Annotated in this window: 26 protein-coding genes; 15 read left to right on the top strand and 11 right to left on the bottom strand. The window is 60.4% G+C overall.

Annotated features, from left to right (window positions below):
* The first annotated feature begins 76 nt into the window (after positions 1-76).
* From CGK93_RS04765 to CGK93_RS04790, 6 genes are all read left to right on the top strand, one after another.
* Positions 77-751: a hypothetical protein gene (locus CGK93_RS04765; RefSeq protein WP_089593823.1), complete on the top strand. Its 675-nt coding sequence runs from the start codon at positions 77-79 to the stop codon at positions 749-751.
* Between the two features lie 67 nt (positions 752-818).
* Complete coding sequence (gene wecB / locus CGK93_RS04770) at positions 819-2,000, top strand: non-hydrolyzing UDP-N-acetylglucosamine 2-epimerase (RefSeq protein WP_089593824.1); 1,182 nt, start codon at positions 819-821, stop codon at positions 1,998-2,000.
* A 5-nt stretch (positions 2,001-2,005) separates the two neighbouring features.
* A complete protein-coding gene (locus tag CGK93_RS04775) occupies positions 2,006-3,223 on the top strand; it encodes an MFS transporter (RefSeq protein ID WP_089593825.1) in 1,218 nt (405 codons plus the stop codon).
* A complete protein-coding gene (locus CGK93_RS04780; protein ID WP_089593826.1) occupies positions 3,220-4,491 on the top strand; it encodes an FG-GAP repeat domain-containing protein in 1,272 nt (423 codons plus the stop codon). Before CGK93_RS04775 ends, CGK93_RS04780 begins: the two co-directional genes overlap by 4 nt.
* On the top strand, positions 4,491-6,188 hold the full coding sequence (locus CGK93_RS04785; RefSeq protein WP_198318351.1) for an FAD-dependent oxidoreductase: 1,698 nt from the start codon (positions 4,491-4,493) through the stop codon (positions 6,186-6,188). Before CGK93_RS04780 ends, CGK93_RS04785 begins: the two co-directional genes overlap by 1 nt.
* Positions 6,185-7,372 (top strand): acyltransferase family protein, encoded by a 1,188-nt coding sequence (locus CGK93_RS04790; RefSeq protein ID WP_089593827.1) that lies wholly within the window; start codon positions 6,185-6,187, stop codon positions 7,370-7,372. Before CGK93_RS04785 ends, CGK93_RS04790 begins: the two co-directional genes overlap by 4 nt.
* Positions 7,373-7,626: 254 nt before the next feature.
* Here the strand turns inward: CGK93_RS04790 and CGK93_RS04795 are convergent, their stop codons facing one another.
* Positions 7,627-7,875, bottom strand: a complete 249-nt coding sequence (locus CGK93_RS04795; protein ID WP_089593828.1) for a hypothetical protein — start codon at positions 7,873-7,875, stop codon at positions 7,627-7,629.
* A 116-nt stretch (positions 7,876-7,991) separates the two neighbouring features.
* Complete coding sequence (locus tag CGK93_RS04800; RefSeq protein WP_089597200.1) at positions 7,992-8,873, bottom strand: helix-turn-helix transcriptional regulator; 882 nt, start codon at positions 8,871-8,873, stop codon at positions 7,992-7,994.
* 326 nt (positions 8,874-9,199) lie between these two features.
* Between CGK93_RS04800 and CGK93_RS04805 the strand changes: the two genes are divergently transcribed.
* The 5 genes from CGK93_RS04805 to CGK93_RS04825 all read left to right on the top strand — a co-directional run bounded on the left by CGK93_RS04805 (position 9,200) and on the right by CGK93_RS04825 (position 16,193).
* Positions 9,200-10,588: an MFS transporter gene (locus tag CGK93_RS04805; RefSeq protein WP_089597201.1), complete on the top strand. Its 1,389-nt coding sequence runs from the start codon at positions 9,200-9,202 to the stop codon at positions 10,586-10,588.
* A 135-nt stretch (positions 10,589-10,723) separates the two neighbouring features.
* Positions 10,724-11,656 (top strand): GHMP family kinase ATP-binding protein, encoded by a 933-nt coding sequence (locus CGK93_RS04810; protein ID WP_089593829.1) that lies wholly within the window; start codon positions 10,724-10,726, stop codon positions 11,654-11,656.
* Positions 11,650-12,666: a pyridoxal-phosphate dependent enzyme gene (locus CGK93_RS04815; protein ID WP_089593830.1), complete on the top strand. Its 1,017-nt coding sequence runs from the start codon at positions 11,650-11,652 to the stop codon at positions 12,664-12,666. The genes CGK93_RS04810 and CGK93_RS04815 overlap by 7 nt, the downstream gene beginning before the upstream one ends.
* Positions 12,656-13,816 carry an ATP-grasp domain-containing protein gene (locus CGK93_RS04820; protein ID WP_089593831.1) on the top strand — a complete coding sequence of 387 codons (1,161 nt, stop codon included), beginning with the start codon at positions 12,656-12,658 and terminating at the stop codon, positions 13,814-13,816. Before CGK93_RS04815 ends, CGK93_RS04820 begins: the two co-directional genes overlap by 11 nt.
* Positions 13,817-13,901: 85 nt before the next feature.
* Positions 13,902-16,193: an MFS transporter gene (locus CGK93_RS04825; protein WP_232481631.1), complete on the top strand. Its 2,292-nt coding sequence runs from the start codon at positions 13,902-13,904 to the stop codon at positions 16,191-16,193.
* A gap of 23 nt (positions 16,194-16,216) precedes the next feature.
* On the opposite strand, the gene CGK93_RS04830 is transcribed toward CGK93_RS04825, so the two are convergent.
* Positions 16,217-16,633, bottom strand: a complete 417-nt coding sequence (locus CGK93_RS04830) for a hypothetical protein (protein WP_089593833.1) — start codon at positions 16,631-16,633, stop codon at positions 16,217-16,219.
* A 26-nt stretch (positions 16,634-16,659) separates the two neighbouring features.
* On the opposite strand from CGK93_RS04830, the gene CGK93_RS04835 reads away from it, so the two are divergent.
* Positions 16,660-17,193, top strand: coding sequence for a hypothetical protein (locus CGK93_RS04835; RefSeq protein WP_089593834.1), 534 nt, complete (start codon positions 16,660-16,662; stop codon positions 17,191-17,193).
* 208 nt (positions 17,194-17,401) lie between these two features.
* Here CGK93_RS04835 and CGK93_RS04840 read toward each other — a convergent pair whose 3' ends face one another.
* The 6 genes from CGK93_RS04840 to CGK93_RS04865 all read right to left on the bottom strand — a co-directional run bounded on the left by CGK93_RS04840 (position 17,402) and on the right by CGK93_RS04865 (position 21,009).
* Entirely contained in the window at positions 17,402-17,896 is a 495-nt protein-coding gene (locus tag CGK93_RS04840; RefSeq protein ID WP_089593835.1) for a DUF2306 domain-containing protein, read from the bottom strand.
* 165 nt (positions 17,897-18,061) lie between these two features.
* Positions 18,062-18,442, bottom strand: a complete 381-nt coding sequence (locus CGK93_RS04845; protein WP_089593836.1) for an SdpI family protein — start codon at positions 18,440-18,442, stop codon at positions 18,062-18,064.
* A 105-nt stretch (positions 18,443-18,547) separates the two neighbouring features.
* A complete protein-coding gene (locus CGK93_RS04850; RefSeq protein WP_089593837.1) occupies positions 18,548-19,015 on the bottom strand; it encodes a hypothetical protein in 468 nt (155 codons plus the stop codon).
* 91 nt (positions 19,016-19,106) lie between these two features.
* The gene (locus CGK93_RS04855; protein ID WP_089593838.1) at positions 19,107-19,514 is read right to left on the bottom strand and encodes an Hpt domain-containing protein; all 408 of its coding nucleotides are present in this window, start codon (positions 19,512-19,514) and stop codon (positions 19,107-19,109) included.
* Positions 19,498-20,223, bottom strand: a complete 726-nt coding sequence (locus tag CGK93_RS04860; protein ID WP_089593839.1) for a signal peptidase I — start codon at positions 20,221-20,223, stop codon at positions 19,498-19,500. The genes CGK93_RS04855 and CGK93_RS04860 overlap by 17 nt, the downstream gene beginning before the upstream one ends.
* A gap of 177 nt (positions 20,224-20,400) precedes the next feature.
* A complete protein-coding gene (locus CGK93_RS04865) occupies positions 20,401-21,009 on the bottom strand; it encodes a TasA family protein (RefSeq protein ID WP_232481547.1) in 609 nt (202 codons plus the stop codon).
* A 273-nt stretch (positions 21,010-21,282) separates the two neighbouring features.
* Here CGK93_RS04865 and pnuC point away from each other — a divergent pair, with 273 nt between their 5' ends.
* From pnuC to CGK93_RS04880, 3 genes are read left to right on the top strand one after another with little or no spacing between them, the layout of a single operon-like run.
* On the top strand, positions 21,283-21,948 hold the full coding sequence (pnuC, locus tag CGK93_RS04870) for a nicotinamide riboside transporter PnuC (protein ID WP_089593841.1): 666 nt from the start codon (positions 21,283-21,285) through the stop codon (positions 21,946-21,948).
* Position 21,949: 1 nt separating this feature from the next.
* Complete coding sequence (locus CGK93_RS04875) at positions 21,950-23,059, top strand: AAA family ATPase (RefSeq protein ID WP_089593842.1); 1,110 nt, start codon at positions 21,950-21,952, stop codon at positions 23,057-23,059.
* Positions 23,056-23,826 (top strand): NUDIX hydrolase, encoded by a 771-nt coding sequence (locus CGK93_RS04880; RefSeq protein ID WP_089593843.1) that lies wholly within the window; start codon positions 23,056-23,058, stop codon positions 23,824-23,826. The genes CGK93_RS04875 and CGK93_RS04880 overlap by 4 nt, the downstream gene beginning before the upstream one ends.
* Before the next feature lie 44 nt (positions 23,827-23,870).
* On the opposite strand, the gene CGK93_RS04885 is transcribed toward CGK93_RS04880, so the two are convergent.
* The gene (locus CGK93_RS04885; protein ID WP_232481632.1) at positions 23,871-24,551 is read right to left on the bottom strand and encodes a DedA family protein; all 681 of its coding nucleotides are present in this window, start codon (positions 24,549-24,551) and stop codon (positions 23,871-23,873) included.
* 102 nt (positions 24,552-24,653) lie between these two features.
* Positions 24,654-25,733 (bottom strand): LacI family DNA-binding transcriptional regulator, encoded by a 1,080-nt coding sequence (locus tag CGK93_RS04890; RefSeq protein ID WP_089593845.1) that lies wholly within the window; start codon positions 25,731-25,733, stop codon positions 24,654-24,656.
* Between the last annotated feature and the right edge of the window lie 22 nt (positions 25,734-25,755).

Consider the following 25,755-nt stretch of genomic DNA (forward strand, 5'->3'; position numbering starts at 1 on the left):
TCCACTTCTTTGTGCCGATCCGTAAGCGCGCTGAGATTGAATGATGAACCTGGGGGTAATTGTGGGAACTGTCCTAATGGAAGAACTGTCCTTCAGCAGCGAACTGGCTCACGCCGTCGTGCTGCGGGACGTGCAGCAGCACGAGGTTGCAGGACCGGTCGTCGTAGTGAACCTGGCTGGTAGCGACGCGTCCGTCGGTCACGGACAGTCATCGGCATTGCCCGGCTTCAGCTCCACGATCCTTCACGGCGGTTCCGTAACCGGGAGCTTGCTGGCGGTACTGTCCGTCGAGACGGTACAGAACACAGAAGAAATCGCCAGAGAACTCGGATGGGACAACTTTTATGGTTCAGGACCTGGAATGCCGGTCCTTCTGCGTTCGGCGCAGCACACCATTGGCACCGTAGAACTGGATCCCGCCGTGGTACTCCGCCAGCCCGGCCTGGAACCGGGAGGAAAGACCTTTACTGTGAAGGCAAACCTGTGGTTCAGCCCTGCAGGTACCAATTGCGGGATACACAACCGGCATGACTTCATCGAGGTTCATACCCAGATTTCCGGGCTCGGACGCATGCAGAAGTTCATCACTCAGGAACATCCGTCCCTCTACGAGGACCAGCTGCTGAGCCCCGGCAATACCAACCCTGTGCCGTTCTGTCTGGAACGAGAGGGTACTTTCATCTACCCGTGGCACCAGTACCGGGCCGACACAGACTGTATCTGGCTCGCTCTGGAGTACCACCCCAGCTAATGACACTGTTCCACGCGTGCCGGCGACAACCGGCAAGTCCTCTACGCCCATTTTCAGGAGAGCAGCCATGAAAACCATTGGAATTATCTTCGGTACACGACCCGAAGCTGTGAAGTTCGCCCCCATCATCCACGCCCTGGCCCAAGACCCCCGTTTCCGTCCAGTCCTGATCTCTACCGGCCAGCATCGGGAAATGCTGGACAGCACGCTGGAAGAGTTCGGCATCACCCCTGATGTTGAGCTGCGCATCATGAAAGAACAGCAAACCCTCTCCCAAGTGACCCACCGGATCCTGGAAGGACTCTGCTCCGGAGACCACATGGAGGGCCTTGACGCCGTCATGGTCCACGGTGACACCGCCACCACCCTCGCCGGCGCCCTGGCTGCTCTGCACCGTTCCGTGCCCATCATCCACGTCGAAGCCGGGTTGCGTAGCGGGAACAACTACTCGCCGTTCCCGGAAGAGGTGAACCGGAAGCTCGTTGCACAGATCGCTGCGCTGCACCTGGCACCAACGCCGGGTAACAGCGCCAATCTCATTCGTGAAGGCGTCCGGGAACACTCAATCGTGGTCACCGGTAACACGATCGTTGATGCCCTGCAGTGGGGAATGAACAACCTTCGTGGCTACGGGGAACCGTCTTTGTCCGATCTCGATCACGATCCCCGGAAGGTGATCCTGTCCACCACGCACCGGCGTGAAAGCCACGGCCGCCCCATGAGGGAGATCGCCACGGCACTGGCAGACATCGCGCGGCGCCGTGAAGACGTCCGCATCGTTGTTCCACTGCACCTGAACCCAAAGGTACGCGAAGTCATGGTTCCGGTCCTGAACGGCATCCCCAACGTGGACATGGTTGACCCGCTTCCATATCTAAGCTTCTGCAGGCTCTTGCAGCGCAGTGACCTGATCCTCTCGGACAGCTCAGGCGCTGAAGAAGAAGGCCCGGCTTTGGGCAAGCCGACCCTGGTTCTGCGTGAAATCACCGAACGCAGCGAATCGATCCTGACCGGAAGTTCGCGCCTGGTCAGTCGAAACCGGGGACAGATCGTCCACGAAGTCGAACGACTGCTTGATGATCCGAATGCCTACATGGAGATGGCCACAGCCATCAACCCATACGGTGACGGCAAAGCCACCGAGCGGACCATTGCCGCCGTCGCCCATTACTTCCGGCTGGGCCCGGCCGCCATGCCGTTCGTTCCAGGCGCGGACTTCGTGCCGACACCGACGCGAACAGCGGCATGACCAGGATGCCCTTGGGCCTGATCGCGCTCGCCGTAGGTGGGTTCGGGATCGGCCTCACAGAGTTCGTCATCCTGGGACTGTTGCCGGAAGTTGCGGCGGACTTCGCGGTCAGCATCCCGGTCGCCGGACACCTGGTTTCCGGCTACGCGCTCAGCGTCGCCGTCGGAGGGGTCCTTGTCACTGCAGCGACTGCGGCCCTGCGACCCAAAAACGTTCTGTGCGCCTTGATGGTGCTGTTCATTCTGGGGAACCTGCTCTCAGCGGTGGCCGGAGATTACGCCACCATGTTTGCAGGCCGGATTGTGGCGGCGCTGTGTCACGGAGCCTTTTTCGGGATCGGCGCCGTGCTTGCTTCACAGCTGGTCACCCCTGATCGCAAGGCCCGGGCCATCTCCATCATGTTCGCCGGGCTGACCATCGCAAATGTCCTCGGCGTTCCTATGGGTACGTTCCTGGGTCAACAGCTGGGATGGAGGTCCACCTTCTGGGCGATCACCATCGTGGGGGTTATCGCCCTGGCAGGGCTGATCGCCTACGTACCGGCGCAGGACGCCGTCGAACGGGGACCAGGGCAATTGCGTCGCGAGCTGGGGGCATTCACTTCTGGACAGGTTTGGCTGTCCGTCTTGGTTACCGTTTTCGGATTTGGGGCCATGTTTGGTGCCTTTACTTACATCGCGCCGATGCTTACAGACTTGGCCGGCATGCCCGCAGGGGCGGTGCCATGGATGCTGGTCATTTTCGGCGCAGGGCTGTTCACCGGGAACATCATTGGGGGCAAGGCCGCTGACGGGAACCTGGATAAGTCCTTGCTGGTCCTTTTGTCGACCCTGACCGTTGTTCTTCTGGCCTTCACCGTCACCGTTCACAACCCCTGGGCAGCAGCGGTTACCTTGTTCCTCCTCGGAGCAGTCGGGTTCGCCACCGTCCCCGGCATGCAGACCCGCGTACTGTCCTTCGCCCACAGAGCACCAACCTTGGCCTCCGGGGTCAACATCTCCGCGTTCAACCTCGGCAACGCCATTGGCGCTTACCTCGGCGGGACAACTATTGCCGCCGGGCTTGGACTGTCATCGCCCATATGGGTCGGTGCAGGACTCGCCCTCATCGCGGTGGCACTCATGGTGGCAGCTTCCCTGATGCTGCGCCGAACGGACACCTCCCTTTCCGGCATACCGGAGACCACATCATCACTCGAACCCACACGAAAGGTACTCTCATGACCTCACCCGCGGTCCCTAAGACCATACCCAGCCTGGACGTCACCGAACCGGCCTTCGGGACGGAGACAGTGACGGACTTCCTGCGTGACGGCTACTGGCTCGAAGCTGCGGACATCGACGGCGACGGCAAACCCGATCTCGTTGGCTACGGCCTCAAAGTTGGTGAAATCTACTGGTACAAGAACCCCACCTGGGAAAAGAAGCTGGTGCTCGACAAGATCAAAGAACCTGTCGGCATGGACTTCGGCGACATCACCGGCGACGGCACCACCGACCTGGTGGTTTGCTACCAGCTTTACGGTCCCGGCGGGACGATCCATCACGCCGACCCTGACGGTGGAAAGATCGACTGGCTGGAAAACCCCGGCACCCCATCCGAAGCCACCGAAAACTGGAAACGGCACTACGTCGGACGCGCCATCGGCATGCACCGCCTGCGCGTCGGCCACTTCACCCGTACCGACAAAATCCAAATCATCGGATTCCCTATCGTTGCCGTTGAAGACGTCCACGCCGTCCTACCCGTGGTGCTGTTCACTCCTGGTGATGATCCGCGAGCCGAATGGGACAAGGAAATCATCAGCGACTCCGACTTCCGGATGATCCACGGCGTCGCCAAAAAGACGGGACTGATTCCGGGGTCACCGCTGGATTCAATCCTCATGGCCTCCGATGAGGGGGTCACCTGGCTCTACTACGACCAGGACAACAGCACGTGGGCCTGGGAGCACATCGGCGACGGCGAGGAAAGCCAATTCGAGAAGACCACGTTTAAAGGCAGCGGAGACGTCGACGGCGGACGCATCGGCGATGACCCTCTTGCTTACGTCGCAGCCATCGAACCTTTCCACGGGAATACCGTCGCCGTGTACGTCCGCAGCGGGGGAGACGCCGAAGCCGCCGGCTGGACCCGGCACCTGCTGGACATTTATGGGGACCCGAACGAGAACGGTGAAGGCCCCGGCCACACCGTCATGTGCCGTGACTTCGACGGGGATGGCGACGACGAATTCTTGATTGGCCTGCGCGGTCCCGACCCCTGGCAGGGCGCTTATTACTACAAGGCCGTGGATCTGGCCAAAGGCTTGTTCTTGAAATGGAAGGTCTCCGGGGAATCCATTGCCCGGATCGTTGCGGGGGATTTCACCGGACGCGGCGTGGAAGATTTCGCCACCATCTCCTACTCGGTCCAGCACTACTTTGTTGCCCCCAAAGCCGAAATCACCCTGCACCCGAACAACACCGCCCAGCGTGAAGGATCCATCTGATGACGACCACCGAAAAGCCCGGTATCGGGCGCCGGTTCTTCATGGCCGGTTCCGCCGGCACCATCGCCGCAGCCTCCCTGGCCGCCCTGGGGACAGCCAACGCCCCGCAAGCCCAGGCCCTAAACGACACCGCTACAGTGCCTGATGGTTCCGTCATCAAATCCGGGGACTCCCGCTACGCGGACCTCATGACGGGCAACAACCAGCGGTTCGTTTCACATCCCGACTATGTCCGGCTCATCACGAGCACCAAAGATGCCGAGGACGCCGTCCGGGAAGCGGTACGTACCGGCAAGAAGGTCTCGGTTCGAAGCGGCGGGCACTGCTTCGCTGATTTTGTCTGCAACCCCTCCATCCAGGTCATCCTCGACGTGTCCCCGATGAACGCGGTCTACTACGACAAAAAGATGGGCGCCTTCGCCGTGGAGCCCGGCGCGCGCCTGATGAACGTCTACGAAACGCTGTACAAGAACTGGGGCGTCACCGTTCCCGGCGGCATCTGCTACAGCGTCGGTGCCGGCGGCCATATAGCCGGCGGCGGCTACGGCCTCCTCTCACGCTCGCATGGCTTGGTGGTGGACCACCTCTTCGCCGTCGAAGTCGTGACTGTAGATGCCCGTCGTAAAGTCCGCACCGTCACCGCAACCCGTGACGACAAAGGCGAGCTCGGTGACCTGTGGTGGGCACACACCGGCGGGGGAGGCGGGAACTGGGGCATCGTCACCAAATACTGGTTCCGGTCTCCGGGCACACAGGGAAAGAACCCTTCCGATCAACTCGTCAAGGCCCCTTCCACCGTGCTGGTGAGCGCCATCTCCCTGCCTTGGGACCAACTGGACGAAACGAAGTTCCGGCGCCTCATCACCAACTTCGGCACATGGCATGAAAAGTACCGCCAACCCGGCACTCCGGAGTCGCACTTGAGCAGCCTGTTCAACGTCAGCTCCAAGGCCCACGGAAGCTTGGGGATGTTCACTCAGATTGATGCCGCGGCCCCGGATGCCAAGGGCGTCATGGAGCGGTATGTGGCGGCAATCCTTGACGGGGTCGCCATCACCGCCGAACCCGTGGAGAAGCCCAACGGGGAAATCCCGGCCATGCCGGAGTTCTTCAAAACCCGGGAAATCCCGTGGCTGCAAGCTACCCGCCTTGTCGGGACGGACAACCCGGTGATCACCAACCCCACCAGCCGCGGCGCCCATAAATCGGCCTATCTGAACCGGAAGTTCACCGATGACCAGATCGCTGTGCTCTACCGGCAGATGAGCCGGCCGGACTTTACCAACCCGAACACGATGCTGGTCCTGTTCTCATTCGGCGGGCAAGTCAACGCCGTCGCCCCCGATGCTACGGCAAACGTCCAGCGCCAATCAGCCTTCAAGTTCTGCCTCCAAACGTTCTGGCCGGATGCCGCCGATGACGACTTCTACCTTGGCTGGGAGCGGGAAACGTACGAAGGCATGTTCAAGACCACCGGTGGTGTACCCGTTCCCGGAGACCAGCTCGACGGCTGCTACATCAACTATCCCGACGTTGACGTAGCCAGCACGGACCACAACAGTTCGGGCGTTGGCTGGCAAACCCTTTACTTCAAGGGCAATTACCCCCGACTCCAGCGGGCCAAGGCCAGTTGGGACCCAACCAACTACTTCACCCACAGCCTCGGCATCGAACTCCCGGCGAGAAGTGCCTCATGACCGCCGCGGTCCCCGAAGCGACTACCGCGCGACCGCGGCTTAGTAAGTTGCCCTCCCTTACCGGGCTTCGGTTCTTCGCCGCGCTGCTGGTGTTTTTCTTCCACATCACCTTGTCCAACTCACCGATCCCGCCGAACGATCCCATTAATCCGTTCGCCGATACGGAGCTCGGGTCCACCTTGGAATGGCTGGTCAGCAAAGCAGGATACGTGGGCGTGTCGTTCTTCTTCGTTCTGAGCGGATTCCTTCTGGCTTGGGCATCCAAACCAGGCGAGCCGAAACGACAATTCTGGCGCCGCCGGCTATTGAAGATCTTCCCCAACCATCTGGTGATGTGGCTGCTGTCGATGGTCCTGTTCGCCGCCGCCATCAACCCGCCGCTGGGCTGGATCAGCAACCTCTTCCTGGTGAACTCGTTCATTCCGGATGCGGCCGTCTACGTCGCGGTGAACCCGCCCTCATGGACGCTGAACAGCGAACTGCTCTTCTACATGCTGTTCCCGCTGCTGATGGTTCCGATTAGAAAAATCCCTGGCAATCGCCTCTGGGTTTGGGCCTGGATCACGGTCGCTGCCATGATCGCAGTTCAACTGGTCACCACTTACCTGATCCCCGCGACCCCCGTCTCGGCCCTGACACCGATTTCCGAGGCACAGTTCTGGTTCGGGTACATCTTCCCGCCCGCCCGGCTGTTCGAATTCATTCTGGGCTCTATCCTGGCCCGAATCGTTCTCTCCGGGCGCTGGGTACCTTTGAAGATGTGGCACACCCTTGTTCTCTGCGTGGCAGGCTACGCAGCGGCCATGGTCGTCCCGTTTGTGTACTCCTTTAATGTGGCCACCATCGTTCCGGTCGCGGCGATCATCTGCACCGTCGCAACCCGCGACATCGCTGGCCACACAGGCTTCCTCGGTTCCAAACCCATGGTCTGGCTGGGAAACATCTCCTTCGGCTTCTACCTGTGCCAGGGAGTCGTGATCTTCTACGGCCGCATTCTGCTGGGCAACGAGGTGTACCCGACACCCGTCGCCTGGCTGGTGGTCGCCGGCTTCTTCGTGGCCACATTGTTGGGTGGGTGGGCCTTGTACGCCCTCGTGGAAAAGCCCGTCATGGACCGCTGGGCCCGCCCCAGGCCAAAACCGGTTCAGCCGGAACCGGCTCAGGCCGCTGTCACCGTGGGCTAGGGAAAGAAGTAAAGAAGGCCCGATCCTGAATGGATCGGGCCTTCTTTAAGCTGTCAGTACTGGGGGCTGACCTCCGAAACGCCTTTGGCGACTTCATGCAAGAACTGTCGAGGCAGCATTGGACGATGAGCGATTCCATCCAGTCACTTCGGGATTTCGCCGACGGTTCATCGACGCAGGAGGCCATGGTGGTCTGATCGCGGTCGTCCGCCCGGCAAGCCAGCACATGGCGGGTAATCCGTTCATTGCGCTGTTCAGGTTTCACAACCACCGGGCTTTGACGGCGCCCTCGAGGCTGCCCCGAAGGAGGGTGAAGGGGCGGTCTTGCTATCGTCACCGCCCAAGGAGGAACGAGGTTCCACAGCTCGCAGCTTGATGGCTCCGTCAACGTAGAACTCGTCGATCGAGGCGAAGATCTTGGACAGTTCGGCTCCTGCGCGATAGGCCTCATCAGGGGTTTCGCTGCGCCCCTCGGACCATGCCTCCTGATCCGTAGCGACCATGTCTGCCCAGCCATCCTGACATAGGGGACCACACAAACTGCCCGCCGAGCTATTCGATAGAACGGCGGGCAGTTTGGACCCGAACCCTATATACGCGGGTTGTTTGAGTGCTGCCGCTACTTGGCTGGGACGTGTTGAGCTTCGCTGACCACTGCCGTGTCGCTGGACGTCAGCAGCTGCAGTGCTTCGGCCGCTGGAGTCCCAGGGTCAGCGGTGTACATGAGGATCCGGTGGCCGGATTCATCGGGCGGAGTTAGGACCTCGAAGTTCAGCTCAAGATCGCCCACCTCCGGGTGGTGCATGTACTTCAGCCCCGACATGCAGTTCTCTACCGGGTGCCGCGCCCATAGATTAGCGAACTCCTCGCTGTTCATGGTCAGCGCACCGACCAGCGAAGCGAGTTCCGGGTCGTCGGTGGAGCGTCCCGCGACCAGACGTAGCGAGGACACCGCGCGTGTGGCCTCCTCAAGCCATCGCGTGTACAGCTCACGGGTGTGACGGTCCAGGAACAACAGCTTCGTCATGTTAGGCCGCGCCGAAGGCGTTTCCGGGGAAGCGAAATCCAGATGACCAGCAACAAGCCGATGACCGATCCGGTTCCAGGCCAGCACTTCGCTGCGGCGCCCCAACACGACGGCGGGTGTGTTGGACATTGACTGGATCAATCGCAGGGTACCCGGCCTTACCTTGTCGGGCTTAGTCAGCGTCCGCCGTTTGGTCGTGCCGGGCCGGGCAAGGTTGAACAGGTGCGCGCGCTCGTCCGTATTGAGGTTCAGGGCCCGGGCGATGGCATCGATGACCGCCTCTGAGGCATTGTTGCTGAGGCCCTGCTCCAGACGGGTGTAGTAGGTGTTGCTAACGCCGGCGAGCATGGCGAGCTCTTCCCGGCGTAGGCCCGGTACACGGCGGATGCCGTAGTTGAGAAGGCCGACGTCCTCTGGCTGTAAGGCAGCTCTTCGGACGCGAAGGAACTCCCCAAGTTCACTTAGATTACTCATGCGCCCCATTCTGCCGGTCTTCTCCGGCGCTGTCCTGTCCCTGCCAGTGACACCCTAAACGTCAAGACGCATTGGTACATGTGACAAGACAGCCGCACCGGAGCAGGGTATGGGTGCTTTCCCGCCTGTCACTGTCAGTGGTAGGCAGGAGGGGGTGTGGTTGATCCCCGGACATTCCGTGACTGTGGAGTTGTGAAGATGCCGCCAACGGGCGGCCACCCCTCCAGAGAAGGATCACCGTCATGACCACCCAACCGGATGTCACCACAGGACCCGGCGTCCCACCCTCGATCGAATCGCAACCGGCAACTGCTCCCGCGGGACGCATGACGGGCCGGCAGCGGCTGGCCCTCAATGTCCTGCTCGCAGCGAGTTTTACCCTCGCTGTTGACTTCTCCATCCTCAACGTAGCCCTCCCGGCCATCGGCACCGATGTTGGCTTCAGCTTGGAGAACCTTCAGTGGATTGCGACGTCATTCGCACTGTGCGCAGCGGGCCTGACGCTGCTGTTCGGACGTGTCGCCGATATAGCCGGGCGCCGCAAGATGTTCATCATCGGCATGGCCCTCCTCGGCGCGGCGTCGCTTGCCGGCGGATTGGCTGCCGACCCGGCCTTGTTGCTTATTGCTCGCGTGGGACAAGGAGTCGCGACGGCCATTGTCGTTCCCGCTGCCCTGTCCCTGCTGCTGGCATCCTTCCCGGAAGGCCCGTTGCGCGATAAGGCACTGGGCCTCAATGGATCACTGATGGCCGCAGGCTTTACGACCGGCGCTATCCTCGGCGGACTCCTGACAGACCTGCTGAGCTGGCGGTGGGCGTTCTTCATCAACGTGCCTGTTGCCATCGCAGTACTGGTTATCGCTCCCATCGTCCTTGCCGAGAGCAAGCCCACCACGAAGTTGAAGCTGGACGTTCCGGGTGCCGTCACCGTTACCCTCGGCCTTCTGGCACTTGTCTTCGGTTTGACGAACGCCGCCGAGCATTCCTGGACCAATCCGCTGACTCTGGGCTCCCTCGCGGCAGCCGTTGTGCTCTTTGTTGCCTTTGTGGCGGTCGAACGCCGGGCAAGCTCGCCGCTGGTACCGCTGGAGATCTTGAAGCGCTCCACCGTCGCCTGGGGCAACATCGCCGGCATCCTGGCATTCGTCACTGAAACGTCCCTGGTGTTCTTGCTGACGCTTTACCTGCAGCAGGTTCTCGGCTACACCCCGCTCGGTGCTGGATTGGCCTTCGCAGTCCTTGGTCTCGGCACAGTACTCGGTGGCGTCCTCGGACCCAAGGTGATCGGAAAGATCGGCAACAAGAAAGCCATCGTCTACGGATTCATAGTCCAAGCCATTGCGACCGGCGCCCTCGTCCTACTCAGCGCAGACCCCGCATCCATCGGTCTGCTGCTGGTCGCCACTTTCATTGGTGGTGTAGCCAACCTTGTCGTCATCGTCGGATTCATGGTCACCGCTACCTCCGGGCTGCCCGATGAAGAACAAGGCCTGGCCACAGGGCTGGCAACCATGAGCCAGCAGATCGGCATCACCATGGGCATCCCCATCATGAGTGCCATCTTCACAGCCCAAATCCTCAGCATCGGGAACAACGAGGTCCCGGCCGTCCTCAGCGGTGTCACAACCGCCATCTGGGTCAACGCGGGCCTTTGCCTGCTCACCGCAGTGGTTGTGGGCCTGTTCCTGCGCAAGCCCGCGATGGCCGCCAACTAAGCCCTACAGGCAGAAGCCCTGCACGAAGACTGCGGGGGTGGGGTCCTTTCAAGGACCCCACCCCCGGTCGTGGAGCAGGAGCATATGAAACACGGAGCAGAACAACGAGAAGTTCACCGATATTAGGAGACGACATTGTTTCAAGGCAAGGCTGATTCCTTCCTGCAGGAACGGAAGGCATCCGTTCACCCGGAGGTTGAAGTCCTGGCCATCGGGGCGTGCTCCGGATCCGTAGGGGAACTGTGGCAGGGCCCAGCCTGGTCGGGCAGCGCAGACGAAGTCGCGTTGGTCACCCTGCACGGCCCCAACCAAAGCATCGCCTACGCGAGTAACGCTCCCGATGCGTCCGGAGACCTTGAGCGCGCCGCCGAAGACCACCTCCGCATCCAGGCCGAGCAGTTCTTCTATGAGGTTACGGCGGTGCCCAGCAAGGGAATTGGGTTGCGGTACTTGAGCGACATACCTCGCGGGAAGGGCATGGCGAGTTCCACCGCGGACATTGTTGCTGTGATCAGATGCTTGGCCAAGCTCCACGGGATGCCGCCGTCCGACGAATTGATCCGCGAAATTTTGCGGCGGATTGAGCGTTCCGACCCGATATTTCACAACTATCACTCGGTGTACTTCAGCGGCCTTCAACGGGAGTACCGACGGTTCGCGACTCGGATCGGGTTCTACGCCTATTGGAGCTTCGAAAATCAGGACACCGATACCAAACGCTTTGACCGGAGCCTGCTGTTGGACGCGTACAGCCTGTACCGAGAGGAGTACCGAGTCTCCCTGACCAATCTTATCGACGCCATGGACACCGGGAACGCTTCCGCTGTGGCGGCCGAATCGACAGTAAGTGCCCGGCTGGCTCAAAGCTATCTGCCCTCGGCGACGGTCGGGAACCTGCTGGAGAACTACCAGTCACTGGGGGCGTTGGGCGTCCTTCGTGGCCATACAGGAACTGTTGCCGGACTGCTCTTTAGCGAGCGTCCAAGCCCGGAGCTCGCGGTGTCAATCAAGAGAATATTCTCCCTGAACTCCATGGAACCTTACGAAGGAAACGTTGGACTATGCTGACCCACCCCGCAGATTTCCTTGCAAAACCATCGCTCCTTACGGTCCGGCCCGGCTTCCACATCTTGCGGTTCGAATCGATGAAGGTGGCTTCCGCCCTCACAACCGTTCGTAAGCTGCTGGCCGAGGGCCGTGTGGATAAGAACTCGATCCTGGTCGACAGTTCAAGCGGGATCTATGCCGTGGCCCTGGCCATGGCAGCGCATAAGTTTGGGCTTCGATGCAAGATTTTCGCTTCAACCACGGTCGATACGGTTACTCAGGCACAACTGAAGTCCCTCGGCGCAGACGTTGAAAGTGTGCCACCGTCGGCATCCTTGAAGCTCGATCAGGGCGAGCGGGTTCGGCGCGTGCAGGCCTATATCGCGGCCACTGACGATGCCTACTGGATGAGGCAATATCATGATCCTCTTCACTACGACGGGTATGCAGAGATTGCCGGGGGCCTGGAGCTTCCTGAACATCCGGAGGTTCTCCACTTGATCGGGAGTGTCGGCTCAGGAGCCTCAACAAAAGGTCTCTCACTTGGTCTTGAGCAACAGCACAGTGTCATCACGCACGGCATTCAACCGTTCGGATCTGTCACCTTCTCATCCGAACACGTCAACGATCCCGACATGATCATCGCCGGCATCGGCAGCGCAATTCACTTCGACAACGTGGACCGGGAGCTCTACCAGTCCATTGATTGGCTTAGTTTCGGGCTGGCGGCAACGGCAACTGCACGGATGTACCAGCAGATAGGACTGTTCGCCGGCCTGTCTTCTGGCTGCGCCTACATGGTCGCCGACAAAATGATCTACCCGCATCTGAACGACGGCGAATCGTTGATCATGATCGCACCCGATACGGGCCACAGGTACGCACAAGCCATTTTGCCGTATCTAACGAATCCAGAGATTCAATACGACGAACTGACGCCCCTGTCTGTGCGGCGCCGTGACGATTTGGAACTGCCGTGGAGCCGACTTGATCGGACCCAAGTGTCTATGAAGGATTGGAATGAATTCTAAAATTATCGTTGCCCTCGAGGCGATGACGGTCAACCTGGACCTCCTTGACGCTGCGGTCAGGCGGCGCGGACACCATCTCGTAGTACTCGCAGGGGAGCCATCCATGTACCTGCCTGATGGTCAGGAGGTCGACCTGCGCCAATGCGATACCTCAAACGAAGCAGCAGTCCGGGCGACGATTGACGAGTTGAGCGGCGAACTGATCGGCTTGCTGAGCCCCACCGACACCTGGGGGATCCAGGCCGTCGCATTGTGCGAGGAACTCGGCCTGCCCCACTTGACCTCCTCAGCCAAGCTCGAAAAGCTTCGAGACAAGCAATGGGTCCGACGGACTACAGATACAGCCTTGGGCAGGAGTCACGACCGGTCACCGGAGTCCCCGCACATCCTGAAGCCACGGAAAGGGACCGGGTCTCAGAACATCGAGTTGTTCCCAAGTCTTGGTGCACTTCACGAGTTCATCGAGAACCAAGGACTCAACCTCGATGAGTGGGTGATCGAGCCATACTTCATGGGACCAGTCTTCAGCGCTGAAACCTATACCCGCAATGGTGAAACTACCCTCCTCGGAGTAACCAATCGGATCATGTCGCCCGAACCTCTCTTCGTTGAACTGGTCAAGACGTTCCCGCACCTCCACGGAACACCCTGGGAAGCCGACGCTGGGGCCTGGGTCAGGGAGGTTCTCCGGAGCGTTGAATTCGAGGACGGGTTCGCACATATCGAGTTCTGTGAAACCCGAAACGGGCTGGAGCTCATCGAGATCAACGCCCGGATGCCCGGCGCACTCATTGGCCCAGCCATTGAGCAGACAACAGGCATCGACATCTACGACATCCTGATCGCCGATGCCCTAGGCGAAGAACCAACCCCGATTATTCGAAACATACAAGGCGGCCATTCTCACGTCAGTGTCTACGCGGAGAACGTCGGAACCCTCACCGCCATCGAGGGGGCAGAAAGCCTTAGCGATTTGCCCGGTGATGTCGGATGGCTGCCTGCAAAGGCCATTGGGGCACGAATCACTCATGTGGGGGACTACAAGTCGAGGATCGGCAATATCTTTGCGACCGCGGTTGAACCGAGTCTCGCACAGGATTATGTGATGGCCGCCAGTCGTCTCCTTAAGGTCACGGTGTCCGGTGACTAGCACGCTTCCATCTTCACCGGCCAAGATCCCGACATCGTCATGGGCGCTGCTGGTCTTGATCGTTGTTTCGGGCATCACAACCTTTATGTTCTTGCCGTTGCTCACACTGGAACTCGTTCAACGAGGGCTAGGTATTGCAAGTGTTGGAATTCTTGTCGGCTCCATGACCGGCTCAGGTCAGATAGCTTCGGTCTTCCTGGGGTTCCTTGTAGCAAGGTTTGGCTCGAAAACCATGGCCCTGTGTGGACTGGTCATCAGGGCGGCAGGCTTGTCGGTGTTTCTGTTCCGTGAGGACTTCACCAGCTACCTTGTCGGGAGCATCGTTGCCGGCATCGGTTCCACCAGTGTTTCCCTTGGAATCAAGACCGAGCTGCTTGCTGTGGCTGGATCTCGAAAGCTGATTTCGCTTCGGTCAGCAGCAGTAAACTCCGGGGCGTTGCTGGGTCCGGCAATCGGTGCGGTTCTGTTTCAGCTAACAGGGTTCAATACCATCATTGCTGCATCTCTGATCAGCTACCTCATCATGGGCGTCGTGGTCGCTTTCCTGCGTTTCGAATCTTCCGGAGGTACGCTGCAAGGCAAAGGCAAACACTCAGAGCCCGGTCAAGACGGTCCGTTGTTCTCGGAGAAAACCCGGAAGCCCATCCTCGTGCTACTGACACTTGTAGCCGCCTACTGGTTCGCCTACTCGCAGTGGAACGTCCTCATGCCGCTGACAGCAAAGCAGGCATTCGGTACAGATCAAGCCTCCTCCTGGTTCTACATCGCCAACGCCGCTCTGATACTTGGTTTCCAGTACCTCCTGCTAGTGCATCTGCTGGGACGACTGAAGTCGGCACGGATTCTCCTTCTGGGCTTCGGGAGCCTGTTTGCCGGGTTCCTCGTACTGGCACTCGGCTGGACCGCCCCTGCGGTCATCGCCTACGTGGTGTTCTTCACGCTCGGAGAAACTTTGGTCAGCCCAACACTTGATGAAACCGCCTCAAGGCTCTCCTTGGGACACAAAAGACTGGGGAAGCTGTTCGGTCTCATCGGGACTATCTCGGGTGCGGCTTCCGTCGCGGGCGGGGCCCTGACCGGTTGGATCCTGAGCGCTGCAGGAGCCCCCGGCCTTGCCAGCACGGTCGGTCTGCTCGCCGGCTCCATCGGCATATTGCTCTCAATACGAGGTCTCCGGAAGAAAGGACCGACCATGACAACGACTATCTACATTCCCTCCCCGCGGGGAGTGGTCCTGGAAGCTGCGCAAAAAATTGAAGGTCTCCAGCTCGTTCCAGTCGTTTCCGCCAAGGACGCGGGTGATGCGTACAGGGATATGAGGGTTCTCAAGGTCAGCGACCCGCTGGACGCCCTTGAGGTCGCCCGGGCCTTGCTCGATGAACCCGACGACGGCTCACGACGGACCTTCCTGGCTTTCGGAGACCAGTCCACCGAAGTAGCGAGCATGGTCAACGCTGCCCTCGGCTGGGGCATCGCGGGCTACCTTGACTTCCAGACCCTTGAGGCTTTCCGGAACAAGTCCAGGCTGCGCAAGGCACTGGGTAAAAACAACCCAATGAATCTGCCCTTCGCAGACGTCAGGGACGCGGAAGAAGTGATTCGTTTCGTCCGGATGATTGGGACGCAAGCCATTCTCAAACCGACCGATGGAAGCGGAAGCCGCAACATTCTTACACTGTCGCCCTCCACAGTGGAGCAGGACTTATCCGAGCAGGACCACTCCTGGATTGAACGAGGCGGGATTGTCGAGGCTATGGCCATCGGGCCGGAGTTCTCAGTCGAAGTCCTCAGCTGGAAGGGGGAACACTCTGTACTGGGCACTACCCGAAAATTCACCAGCGGGGCGCCTCACTTCATTGAGACAGGACATCAGTTCCCCGCGGACATCCCGGCGAAACTCAGGACAGCCCTGGAAAAAGCGACCAAGCAAGTGCTGGATGCTGCCGGACATCAAAGCGGTTTATCGCACACAGAATTCATCGCAGATTCAAGCGGGGTCAAGCTCATTGAGTCCCATGGGCGTCCTGGTGGCGACAGGATTTCGGACCTGGTTGGCCTGGCCACGGGCCGGTCATCCTTCGACCTTTGGTTTGCAACGCTCTTGTCGGAGAGCCTCGCTTCCGTTCCCGAAACAACAGCCACCGCAGGCGTCGAATTTCTCGATCTAACAGGGCTGACTGCAACGGATGACCAATGGATGTCGGCGATGCGCGAAGTACCGGGCGTAGTTGAAGCATCTGTGCTGCTGGATGAACCACATCGGGGGAGCATCGTGTCCTCAAGCAGCCGGCACAGTCTCGTCGTGTTCCGCAGCGATCCGGGAAATCACGACGAAATTCGCAACACCATTCGAGCCACCAATATGGAACTTACGTAAGGAACATCATGAAGATCTTGGTTCTAACAATCCAGACCACTGAGTACAAGTTCGTCAACAACTTCCTCATACCTGAATCTCTGCACCGTCAAGGCCATGAGGTAGTCCTCGGAGACGTGGACACCTTGAGTTACCTCGAAGGTGAAATCCATTGCAAGCAAGCGACGTTCGATGGCGGTGCTGTCGGCGAACGTCACGTTCTCATGGATCAGATGCGCTCCTGCGAAGAATTCGATCTCGTCTGGGTGCTCGACTACAGCCACCCGGATCGAGAGAAGGAATTCTTCCAGCTCCTGTGGCTGCTCGAGCGTCGCATACCGTTCGTCAACGATCCCAGTGGCCTGTTTTTTCTCAACAACAAGATCGGTATCGCGGCTCTCGATCTGCACGAGAACCTGCCGGAATCGTTTGTCTCGTGTGATGAGGATGTTCTTCGCCAAATCTGCGAATCGAAGGCAGGCTCGGCATGGGTGGTCAAGCCCCGAACTCCGGCTGCGGTGCCAACGTGTTCAAACTATCCGCCGACGATGCGAACTTCTCGGCGCTGCTGCAGTCAGCAACCGGCAATGCATACCAGAAATACGAAATGTTCACGCGAGAGGCATTTGGCCAGGCCGAAAAGTACGCCGTGCTCCAGGAGTTCCTGCCGCGACTTAAGGGAACAGAAAAGCGCGTCATGATTGCCGACGGCAAAGTCATCGGTGGTTTCAAGAAGACAGGCAAGGGAACCGAGTTCCGCGGAAACGCATCTACCGGAGGCGACATCGGTGCTCTCGAACTTGATGCTGACGAATTGGCTCTGAGCGAGAAGATCGGCAACAAGCTGAAGGAGTTCGGCATCCGGTTCGTCGGTATTGACATGGCCTACCCGTACCTGGTCGAGCTCAACCTAGTGAACCCAGGTGGCATCAATTATCACAGGAAAGCCACAGGAGAAGACATCGCCGACATTCTGACCAAGACCGCAATCGAAGGCGCCATACTGGTTGGTTCCAAGTAGTCCTGGGGTCGACCGCCACCAGATTTCCGTGCACCTTGGTCCCGGGAACCTGCCCTGGATCCCCGCCGAATACTCCGCAACCGCGAACCACTGGACCTACCACCCGGCATCTACAACCCACCGAGGACGGCGTAGGGAGGGCGTTTCCGAGTCCGGGTCCACGTGCACACTTAGGGCTCCTGCTGCCTGACGGGATTTCGCTGTTCGGCTACTGCCGGACGCTGATCACCGGTGCGGTCTTCTGACGAAGTTGCATCAGGCCAGCGATAGTCAGCCCGGCAGTAAGCGCCAGGGCAGCCACCCAGAGCGTGAGCCCTGCGAGGTCGTGGATAGCCATTTGGGGGAGCCGTCGATCCGGCACGGCGATGACGCCGATGAAGGCTCCGACGAGTCCGAAGTAGCTGCCGGTCATAAAGCGTTGATGCGCGCGGATGTTACCGCGGCGGACGGTCACAAGGCCCAAAGTCAGGGTGCAGAACGTCAGCACGGACAGGGCGTGGAGCCAGTTGAATCCGCCGTCGATGGTCCGGATACCGAAGGAGGTGAGGACCACGATGTACATGGCCACTGCCCAGATTCGGCCCAGGATCTTGTGCGCTGCGCTGCCTTTATTGCGGCGGAGCAGGTTCACGGCGCCGAAGATCAGGGCGTAGCCCGCTGCGATGGCATGCAAAGCGATGAGTAGGGTCCACGTCGAAGGCATACGGCCAGCCTAGCGAGTCGGACGGGGACGATCGGGCCGCGGTCGCACGGGCTGCCCTGCCCGTTTGCCGTGTTCCCGGCGACCCCGTCGCCCGGAGATTGAACAGCATGCGGAGGGCCGTGGACCTTCTTCCGAAACAATCCCATGGTCAGAGGTAACCACAATCTAGCCGTGGATGCTGGCCGCGACAGCATCCGCTTTGAAATACATGCGCATCAGGAACGTGACCAGGACGGCTGTGAAGCCAAGTCCGCTGAAGAAGATTACTGGCACGCTGTCGTCGTCCTTTGGCAGGATTGCGAAGAGAACCCACAAAACTGCTGTGCATGAGAGCAAAAGGACAGCTGTCCCTTTCAAGATGTTCACCGAGGCCTCGTGCGCCGCGATCCAGGCCTCGTCGGAGGCCATGGTCGCCTTGGACCGGATGCCAAAGGTGGGATTCCTTCTGGATTGCCCAGCCTCAATCTGTGACGCCAACATTTTCAGGAGCCCGGCAACAACAAGGAAAGCGATGCTGAACATGGCCGTGCTGAATGCTGCCCCCAAGAAACTGCCCTCCGTTGTGGCGATACCTGCCCAGGGCTCACGGTAACCAGCCGGAGTGGAGGGCACAAGTCACAGACCTACGCCCCGTGCCCGCGGACATCTGGCTCACGGGCAGTTCAGCGTCCCTGTCAGGGGTGTGCCCGCCCACGCGTTGGTGGAGTTGGGCACCTTGTAGTAACCGCGGATCTGGTAGGTCCACGTGCCTGAGAGGTTGCTCGTGCTTTGGACCCCTGAGCTGTAGCTCTTTCCTGAGGCCTTGCTGAGGTCGCCCGTGAACCGTACAACGCCGTCGGGGTCTATGACTTTGAGCTCGTGGTAGTTCGCGTAGGCGACGGCTGGGAAACTGCTGACGCTGATTTTGGCTTGGCCAAACCAGAGGAATGAATCGCAGGACTTCGTCACGGTTACCGTGTTGGCTGCCGGCGCCGGGATCTTTGCCGCACTGACGGCCATCACACCTGATGCGGTGTCGTTGAACTTGGCGTGGGCCGGTGAAATGTGGACGCCCATCAGCAGGAGCATGGCGGCCAGGATGGTGGCCGGTACTTGCCAGATGATGCCTTTGCCATGCATGTGCGTGATGCCGTTCCGGTAGTGCGAATGATGTGTTTCCAGTGTGCCGAACGGGCCTCAGGAAACACCTCGGTGAACACTCAAGGTCCGCTCAAGACCGAAAGAAACCCCTGTGCCGACTGAGCGATGTATGCGCGGCCCTGATGAGGTCGGACCGTGAAGCTAGACAGCGGTCTGCGGTCTGCCTGAGCGCGGGCAGCGCATGGGCGGCGTCGTCGAAGTGGTTTTCCCGGATCATTGATTCGATGGCCCGGCATTGGTGCTCCGTTTCCATGGCTCCCACCATGGACGAGCTGATCTTCAGGCTAAGAACAGCGGTGGTGGTCTCCGTGGCGTCATGCTCGTCCACAGCGTGGACGATTCGTTCGACGCGCTGCGGAAGCATCGCAAGGTATTTGGCGAGGAAACGCAGTGCCGGTTCGGGGCTTCCCAGTTCCTCGGCGAGGGATTGGAGCCTGCCCAGGTCCAGTTCACCGCCTGGATTACCTGATGGCTTCATCGCGGCCTCCGGCCGTTTCCCCGGGTGTGGTCTTGGCGGGGTCCTTGGTCCAGATGGAGGCGAGCATTCCGATGACCAGGATGGTGGGTGCGCCGTACATCAAGATGTTCATCACGATGGGTTCGCGGAGGGCACGGATGGCGTTGCCGACTCCCGGGATGGTGGCGACGTGCTTGTCCACGGTTGTGCCTTGAAGGGTGGCGATCCAGGGGTCGATGCCGTTGTTGGCGTCGCCTTTGGTTTGGACTGCGACGCCGCCGTCGGCGGTGGCGGTGATCTCGGTGATCCGGTGGGTTTCCACCCGCTGGTCTTCGACCGGGATGTGGTAAGTGATGATGTCGCCGACCTTGACGTCGGTGATGGGGGTGGGGACGGTGACGACGACGTCGCCCGGGTTGATCATAGGGGCCATGGATCCGGTGAGCATGGTGGAGGTCTGGTAGCCCAGGACGCGCGGGCCGATCGCGAGGAACAGGAACACCAACGCAGCGAGGACCAGCATGCCCACGCCGATACCCCTCGCCACTTTGCCGGCAATCCGGCGGAAGGTGCCGGTAGTGCTTGCAATGGAGGTGGCCGCTGCGGGCTGCTTCACAGCGGCGGTCTCAAGGACGGAAGGAACGACGGCGGCGGGCTGGTTCCCGTTCTCTGCTGCGGCAGAACGCCGGCCGCGAACTGCGGGAGTGGTGATGGTGCTCAGTGCGCTCATGCCTGGCGTTCCTTTCGTGGTGTTCGACGTGCTTTCAGTTTGTCTTCCCCCGCTCAAGAGAGCGTGCGGGTAGGCCTCAAGACTTGATCAGGAAATGGCCAGGAACCGGCCGGAAGGGCATACCGGCCGGCCCCTGGGGTCTATCGGACTGACCGTTGAGGGTCAGCGGGGAGCGGGTTACTTGGTGGTTTCGGTGCGTTGGGTGCCGGTGAAGGAGAAGGCGATGGTGGAGGTGGCGCCTTGGAAGTCGTTGTTCGCGGTGGTGGGGAATGCGGTGGTGACTTTGAGGTTGTCGGTCTTGGCCGAGGTCACGGAGGTGAGGTTGGTGAGGGCCTTGTTGGCGGTGATGACCGGGGCGGAGGCCAGGACGGTGGTCTTGGTTCCGGTGCAGTTGTAGGGGGCTGCGGTGCCGGTCCAGGCCACGGAGCAGTTTTCGATGGTCAGCTGCAGGCCGTTGGTGGCGTCCGTGGTGAGCAGGGACGCGGTGGCCCCGGCGGAGGTGGTGAGGGTGACGTTGTTCAGGTCCGAGTTGCCGGTGTTGGCCAGGGTGACGAGCTTTTCGACCTTGTCTCCGGGGAGCAGTCCTGCGATGGGGACGTTGAGGGTGTTGGCCGGGCCGGGGGCGCCCAGGGCGATGGTGACCGTGCCTGCGGTGACAGCCTGCGACGCGGAGGTCGACGAGGTGAACGCACCGTAGGTTCCCATGCCGGCGACGGCGGCTGCGGTGCCGACCAGTGCGACGGAGGCGAGGATTTTGCCGGAGGTGGTCTTGAGGCTGATGGCCATCTGAGTATGGTCCTTTCGGGAGGCCACCGCGGGTCCGGCCGGCCGTTTCTTCCAGCCTCTCTGGCTGACAAGAACTACTGTGCCGGGGCTGGATCAAGAACAAATCCTGCAAACCTGCAACACTTCCTCAGGAAAACCTCAAGACTCACCCATGGCCCAAACCCGGGTCCCGGACTGTCCTCCCGGACCGCCTGGAAGAGTTGTTGTCAGACTGACGATAACTCTGCTACAGTCATTCTTGTCAGGTTGATAATAACGGATGGAAGAACGACGATGACGACACTGCTCGATTGGATGAATTCCGCAGCAATTCCCAACCTCTTCGGCAGTCCCGTGAGTTGGATCGAAGTCATCGGCTTCGTCACCGGTGCTGCATGTGTTTATGGCGTAGCCCGGCAAAAGCTTTGGAACTGGCCTGTCGGTATCCTGAACAATCTTGCGTTCATCGTGTTGTTTCTCGGAGCCGGCCTTTACGGGGAGACCGTTCTGCAAGTGATCTTCGCGGCTGTTGCCGTTTATGGCTGGTACAACTGGGTGCGGGGCAGTGCCGACACCGACAACAAGAACGACTTGCGGATCCGCGACGCCGCTGTCAAGGAGATCCTCCTTGGCGTCGGTGCCACCTTGGCCGGCACTGCTGCTGTGGCGCTGGTCCTCACGCACGGAACCGACTCCCAGGTTCCTTGGCCGGACGCTTTCGTACTGACCGCCTCACTTGTAGCAACATACGGGCAGGCCAAGAAAATCTTCCAACACTGGTATGTATGGATTCTCATCGATGTGGTCTCCATCCCGCTCTACTTCAGCCGCGGTCTGGCACTGACAGCCATCCTTTACGTCGGGTTCCTGGCCCTCTGCATCTACGGACTTATCGACTGGAAACGTGCCCGCAGCACTGAAACGCCGGTGATCCCCGAAACCATCAAGACAGGAGCATGACATGTACAAGCAGGCCATGGTCATCGGTAAGTTCTACCCGCCACACGCAGGCCACGCCCACCTGATCACCACTGCCGCAGCGCAGGCCGAAAGGGTCGCTGTCCTGGTCCTGGGCACCCGCTTTGAGTCCATCAGCGTTGACGACCGGGCCACCTGGCTTGCCGATGAATTTGATGGCGTCGACGGCGTGGAGGTCATCCGAATGCGTAACGACTGCCCTGAGGACTACTACTCGGACGAAATCTGGAAGGCCCAGACCGAGCTGATGCGTCTGGCGCTGAAGTCCCACGGCGTGACCTCCGTTGATGCCGTGTTCAGCTCCGAAGAATACGGCATCCAGTTGGCCGGGGCCTTTAACGCAGAACACGTCCTCGTGGACCCGTCCCGGAGCACCTACCCGATCAGCGGCACTCAATGCCGTGATGATCCAGGGGCAACCTGGCCCTGCATCATCGCGCCCGCCCGCCAGGGGATGGCAACGCGCATCATCGTGGTTGGCGCCGAGTCCACGGGCACCACCACACTGGCCAAGGCGCTTACCGAGCATTACCGGCCGCGGTTCCCCCGGCTCGCGGACGTCCCCGAATATGGTCGCGAATACACTTACACGAAGTTCGAGGAGCTGAGCGCCCGGACCCCGGACGCGACACTTCAGAACATGGTGTGGACAGCGCAGGACTTCGGCCTGATTGGCGCGCGACAGACTGATATGGAAAATGCGGCAGCTGACGCCTGTCCCTTGGTGATTGCAGACACCGACGCACTGGCCACCACACTGTGGGAGCGGTTCTACCTGGGGGAAGGAAGCTTCGGTTCGTACCACGCTGCCGATGTTCTGCCTCGGCGTGATGTGTACCTGATCACCGATCACGAGGGCGTGGAGTTCGAAGACGATGGCTGGCGTGAAGGCGAACACCGACGTGCAGAAATGACTGAGTGGTTCAAGGAGACCCTGACTGAGGAAGGGCACTCCTGGATATTGGTCACGGGTGACCATGACCGGCGCATGAAAACCGCCGTCGAGGTCATTGACCTGATCCTTGCCCAGCGGAGCAGCCTGACGTCCCCGCCCTGGGCCACCAGAACCGTTCTGGAAGGAGCAGGGGCATGACACCCGAAACGGATTCCGCCGGGAAATTTCTGGAAAGCTACAATCCCCGGGACTATCCCTCCGTAGCCCTGACGGTGGACCTGGTGGTCTTTGCCGTCGCCGGAGGGGTGCTGAAAGTCGCTTTGGTCCGGCGGGGAGAGCACCCCTTCAAGGATGGGCTTGCCCTCCCAGGAGGCTTTGTCGGCGCAGAGGAATCAGCCAGTCAAGCAGCAGGGCGTGAACTCGCTGAAGAAACGGGTCTGGACCTCGGAAGGCTGCCGGTTCATATTGAGCAGCTGGCTACCTACACGAGCCCGGATCGGGATCCCCGCATGCGGGTTGTCTCCGTGGCCCATCTGGCGCTTTTGGCTTCCCCTGGGATCTCACTGCCCGAGATCGCAGCAGGGTCGGATGCTGCCTCTGCCGGTTGGTATGCCGTCCATGACATTCTCCGCAGCAAAGAGCTGGCCTTTGATCACGCCGCTATCCTGGGCGACGGGTTGGCGCGGCTGGCAGGGAAAATGGAATACACCACCGTCGCTGCCCGACTTCTGCCGGAGGAGTTCACGCTGACGCAGCTTCGCACCGTCTATGACGCCGTGTGGGAAACAACTCTGGCCGCCGGTAACTTCACCCGCAAGATGATGCCTCAGCTGAATGACACCGGCCGGAAGACCCGCGGAACAACCGGCGGTGCCCCGGCTGCGCTGTTCACCGCCACGGACCGGCACATCCATCCGCCGCTCAAGCGCTTCCCCACGGCTCCGGTCCAACCACGCCGACCGTGAGGCGTTTTCCAAGCCAGCGCGGTCAGAACATTAACTGGGAACGCCTACTTGGCGCTTTCCTTGCCTCGTCTTACCCTGCGGACAACGAGCCACGCAATGAAGGCGGCAAGCCCCGCGTAGACGGCGTAGTTGAGGAATCGTGAGTACTGGTCCACCAAGTGGTATTGCTTGCCGAGCAACGCGCCCAAGCCGATGAGCAGCGCGTTCCAAACTCCGGTGCCCGCGATGGTGAAGATACTGAAGGTCATCAGGTTCATGCGTTCGGCGCCGGCCGGCAGGGAGATGAGGCTGCGCACCCCGGGCAAAAGCCTGCCGAAGAAGATCGCAGACTTACCGTGGATTTCGAACCAGTCGGCGGCTTTCTCGAAATCTTCGCGATCAACCAGTGGAAGTTTCGACAGCAAGTGGATGGACCGCTTCAGCCCTACTTTGTATCCCAACCAGTACAACAGCAGCGCGCCCGCATAGGCACCCAGAGTGCTGGTAAGGAACACAAGGAGCAGGTTGATGCTGCCTTGCTGGGTGAGGAAACCTGCCAAGGGGAGGATGACTTCGCTGGGAATCGGCGGGAATACCGTCTCAAGAAGCGTCAGCAGGCCCACGCCCCATTCGCCGAGGGCCTCGATGACTTGAGCGGCCACACCGACGATCCCGGTCAGCTCGTCGGTGGAACCACCCGTTTCCAGAGAGCCGATCAAAGCGATGTCCTTTCCAAGAGCTGACAGATCCACAAGGGAAGCCCAGTGATGGGGGACCACTGGGCTTCCACCCTCAACGCTATTCCCATGAGCGTCTGTGGGCAATGAGCAGTTATTTGTGCAGGAGTACTAATCCGGCGAACGCACAGCTACGGACGCCCGCTCAACCGGCGGGCAGGCGATCTTCACAGCTGATTCAAGGGGAGCAGCATCCAGGCCCAGGAGCATGCGAACGCCGGCCGCGCCCAGTTCGTAATGAGGCAGTGACACCGTGGAGAGCGGCGGACGCAGGTGGGCAGCGATGACTTCCTGGTTGTCGAAACCCACCACTGCAATGTCCTCCGGGATGGACAGCCCGTTTTCCCGCAGGCCATCGTAAAGTCCCATGGCCATGCGGTCGTTGTAGCAGTACACGGCACTGACCCCAAGCGTGAGCAGGCTTTCCGTGGCGCCGTAACCGCCTTCCTGATCAGGGTAGGCCTCCAGCACCAGCGCCGGATCAAAGGGAATTCCGGCGGCATCGAGCGCGTCCTTGTACCCCTGGAGCCGGCCATCCCTGGCAGGTGCGGGGGTGGTGGCGTTGATGAAGGCGATGCGACGGTGGCCACCGCGGAGCAGGATCTCGGTGGCAGACTGTCCACCTTGCGCTTCATCCGGTACTACGGCCCGCGCGGCCCCGGCGTCGGGGGAGAAACAGTTGACCAGGACGAAGTCCGATTCCCGAAGGGTCTCGGGGATGTCCGTAGGGCGGTGGAACCAGGTGGAGTACAAGATGCCGCGCACTTTGTATTCCAGCATCATGGCGATCGCGTCTTTTTCGAGCTCCTGGTTGCCTTCGGTGTTCGCGATCAGCAGGGCATAACCATGTTTCCAGGCTTCGTCTTGAGCGCCGTGGATGATTTGGCCGGCGAACGGCGTAGTGGCTACGCCGTCGGCAACCAGTCCAATGAACTTGGAGGTGCCGCTTACCAACGTTTTGGCCATGGCGTTGGGACGGTAACCCAGTTGGGTGATCGCCCGGGTGACGCGTTGGCGGGTTTCGTCGGCGATCCGGGCGTTCTTCTTCTTGTTGATCACCAGGGAGACCGTGGCAGTGGATACTCCGGCCAGTTCAGCCACTTCGCGGAGGGTCACCGGATGGGCACGGCCTGCTCTGACAGGAACGGCGGGGGTGGCCGCGTTGCCTGACTCTCTCTCCTGCGAAATCATCTGTCCTCCTTCAGGAGTATAA

The sequence above is a fragment of the Arthrobacter sp. YN genome, assembly GCF_002224285.1.
In the GTDB taxonomy this organism is placed as follows: Bacteria; Actinomycetota; Actinomycetes; order Actinomycetales; family Micrococcaceae; genus Arthrobacter.

What these genes read in the sequence shown, in the direction of transcription:
- CGK93_RS04795 (WP_089593828.1), bottom strand. Translation starts at nt 7,875, where the DNA reads ATGGTCGCTACGGATCAGGAGGCATGGTCCGAGGGGCGCAGCGAAACC.
- CGK93_RS04835 (WP_089593834.1), top strand. Translation starts at nt 16,660, where the DNA reads ATGGGTGGTCAAGCCCCGAACTCCGGCTGCGGTGCCAACGTGTTCAAA.
- CGK93_RS04790 (WP_089593827.1), top strand. Translation starts at nt 6,185, where the DNA reads ATGACCGCCGCGGTCCCCGAAGCGACTACCGCGCGACCGCGGCTTAGT.
- CGK93_RS04780 (WP_089593826.1), top strand. Translation starts at nt 3,220, where the DNA reads ATGACCTCACCCGCGGTCCCTAAGACCATACCCAGCCTGGACGTCACC.
- CGK93_RS04775 (WP_089593825.1), top strand. Translation starts at nt 2,006, where the DNA reads ATGCCCTTGGGCCTGATCGCGCTCGCCGTAGGTGGGTTCGGGATCGGC.
- CGK93_RS04880 (WP_089593843.1), top strand. Translation starts at nt 23,056, where the DNA reads ATGACACCCGAAACGGATTCCGCCGGGAAATTTCTGGAAAGCTACAAT.
- CGK93_RS04855 (WP_089593838.1), bottom strand. Translation starts at nt 19,514, where the DNA reads ATGAAGCCATCAGGTAATCCAGGCGGTGAACTGGACCTGGGCAGGCTC.
- CGK93_RS04890 (WP_089593845.1), bottom strand. Translation starts at nt 25,733, where the DNA reads ATGATTTCGCAGGAGAGAGAGTCAGGCAACGCGGCCACCCCCGCCGTT.
- pnuC (WP_089593841.1), top strand. Translation starts at nt 21,283, where the DNA reads ATGACGACACTGCTCGATTGGATGAATTCCGCAGCAATTCCCAACCTC.
- CGK93_RS04805 (WP_089597201.1), top strand. Translation starts at nt 9,200, where the DNA reads ATGACGGGCCGGCAGCGGCTGGCCCTCAATGTCCTGCTCGCAGCGAGT.
- CGK93_RS04825 (WP_232481631.1), top strand. Translation starts at nt 13,902, where the DNA reads ATGTTCTTGCCGTTGCTCACACTGGAACTCGTTCAACGAGGGCTAGGT.
- CGK93_RS04800 (WP_089597200.1), bottom strand. Translation starts at nt 8,873, where the DNA reads ATGAGTAATCTAAGTGAACTTGGGGAGTTCCTTCGCGTCCGAAGAGCT.
- CGK93_RS04875 (WP_089593842.1), top strand. Translation starts at nt 21,950, where the DNA reads ATGTACAAGCAGGCCATGGTCATCGGTAAGTTCTACCCGCCACACGCA.
- wecB (WP_089593824.1), top strand. Translation starts at nt 819, where the DNA reads ATGAAAACCATTGGAATTATCTTCGGTACACGACCCGAAGCTGTGAAG.
- CGK93_RS04865 (WP_232481547.1), bottom strand. Translation starts at nt 21,009, where the DNA reads ATGGCCATCAGCCTCAAGACCACCTCCGGCAAAATCCTCGCCTCCGTC.
- CGK93_RS04860 (WP_089593839.1), bottom strand. Translation starts at nt 20,223, where the DNA reads ATGAGCGCACTGAGCACCATCACCACTCCCGCAGTTCGCGGCCGGCGT.
- CGK93_RS04850 (WP_089593837.1), bottom strand. Translation starts at nt 19,015, where the DNA reads ATGCATGGCAAAGGCATCATCTGGCAAGTACCGGCCACCATCCTGGCC.
- CGK93_RS04785 (WP_198318351.1), top strand. Translation starts at nt 4,491, where the DNA reads ATGACGACCACCGAAAAGCCCGGTATCGGGCGCCGGTTCTTCATGGCC.
- CGK93_RS04765 (WP_089593823.1), top strand. Translation starts at nt 77, where the DNA reads ATGGAAGAACTGTCCTTCAGCAGCGAACTGGCTCACGCCGTCGTGCTG.
- CGK93_RS04820 (WP_089593831.1), top strand. Translation starts at nt 12,656, where the DNA reads ATGAATTCTAAAATTATCGTTGCCCTCGAGGCGATGACGGTCAACCTG.
- CGK93_RS04815 (WP_089593830.1), top strand. Translation starts at nt 11,650, where the DNA reads ATGCTGACCCACCCCGCAGATTTCCTTGCAAAACCATCGCTCCTTACG.
- CGK93_RS04840 (WP_089593835.1), bottom strand. Translation starts at nt 17,896, where the DNA reads ATGCCTTCGACGTGGACCCTACTCATCGCTTTGCATGCCATCGCAGCG.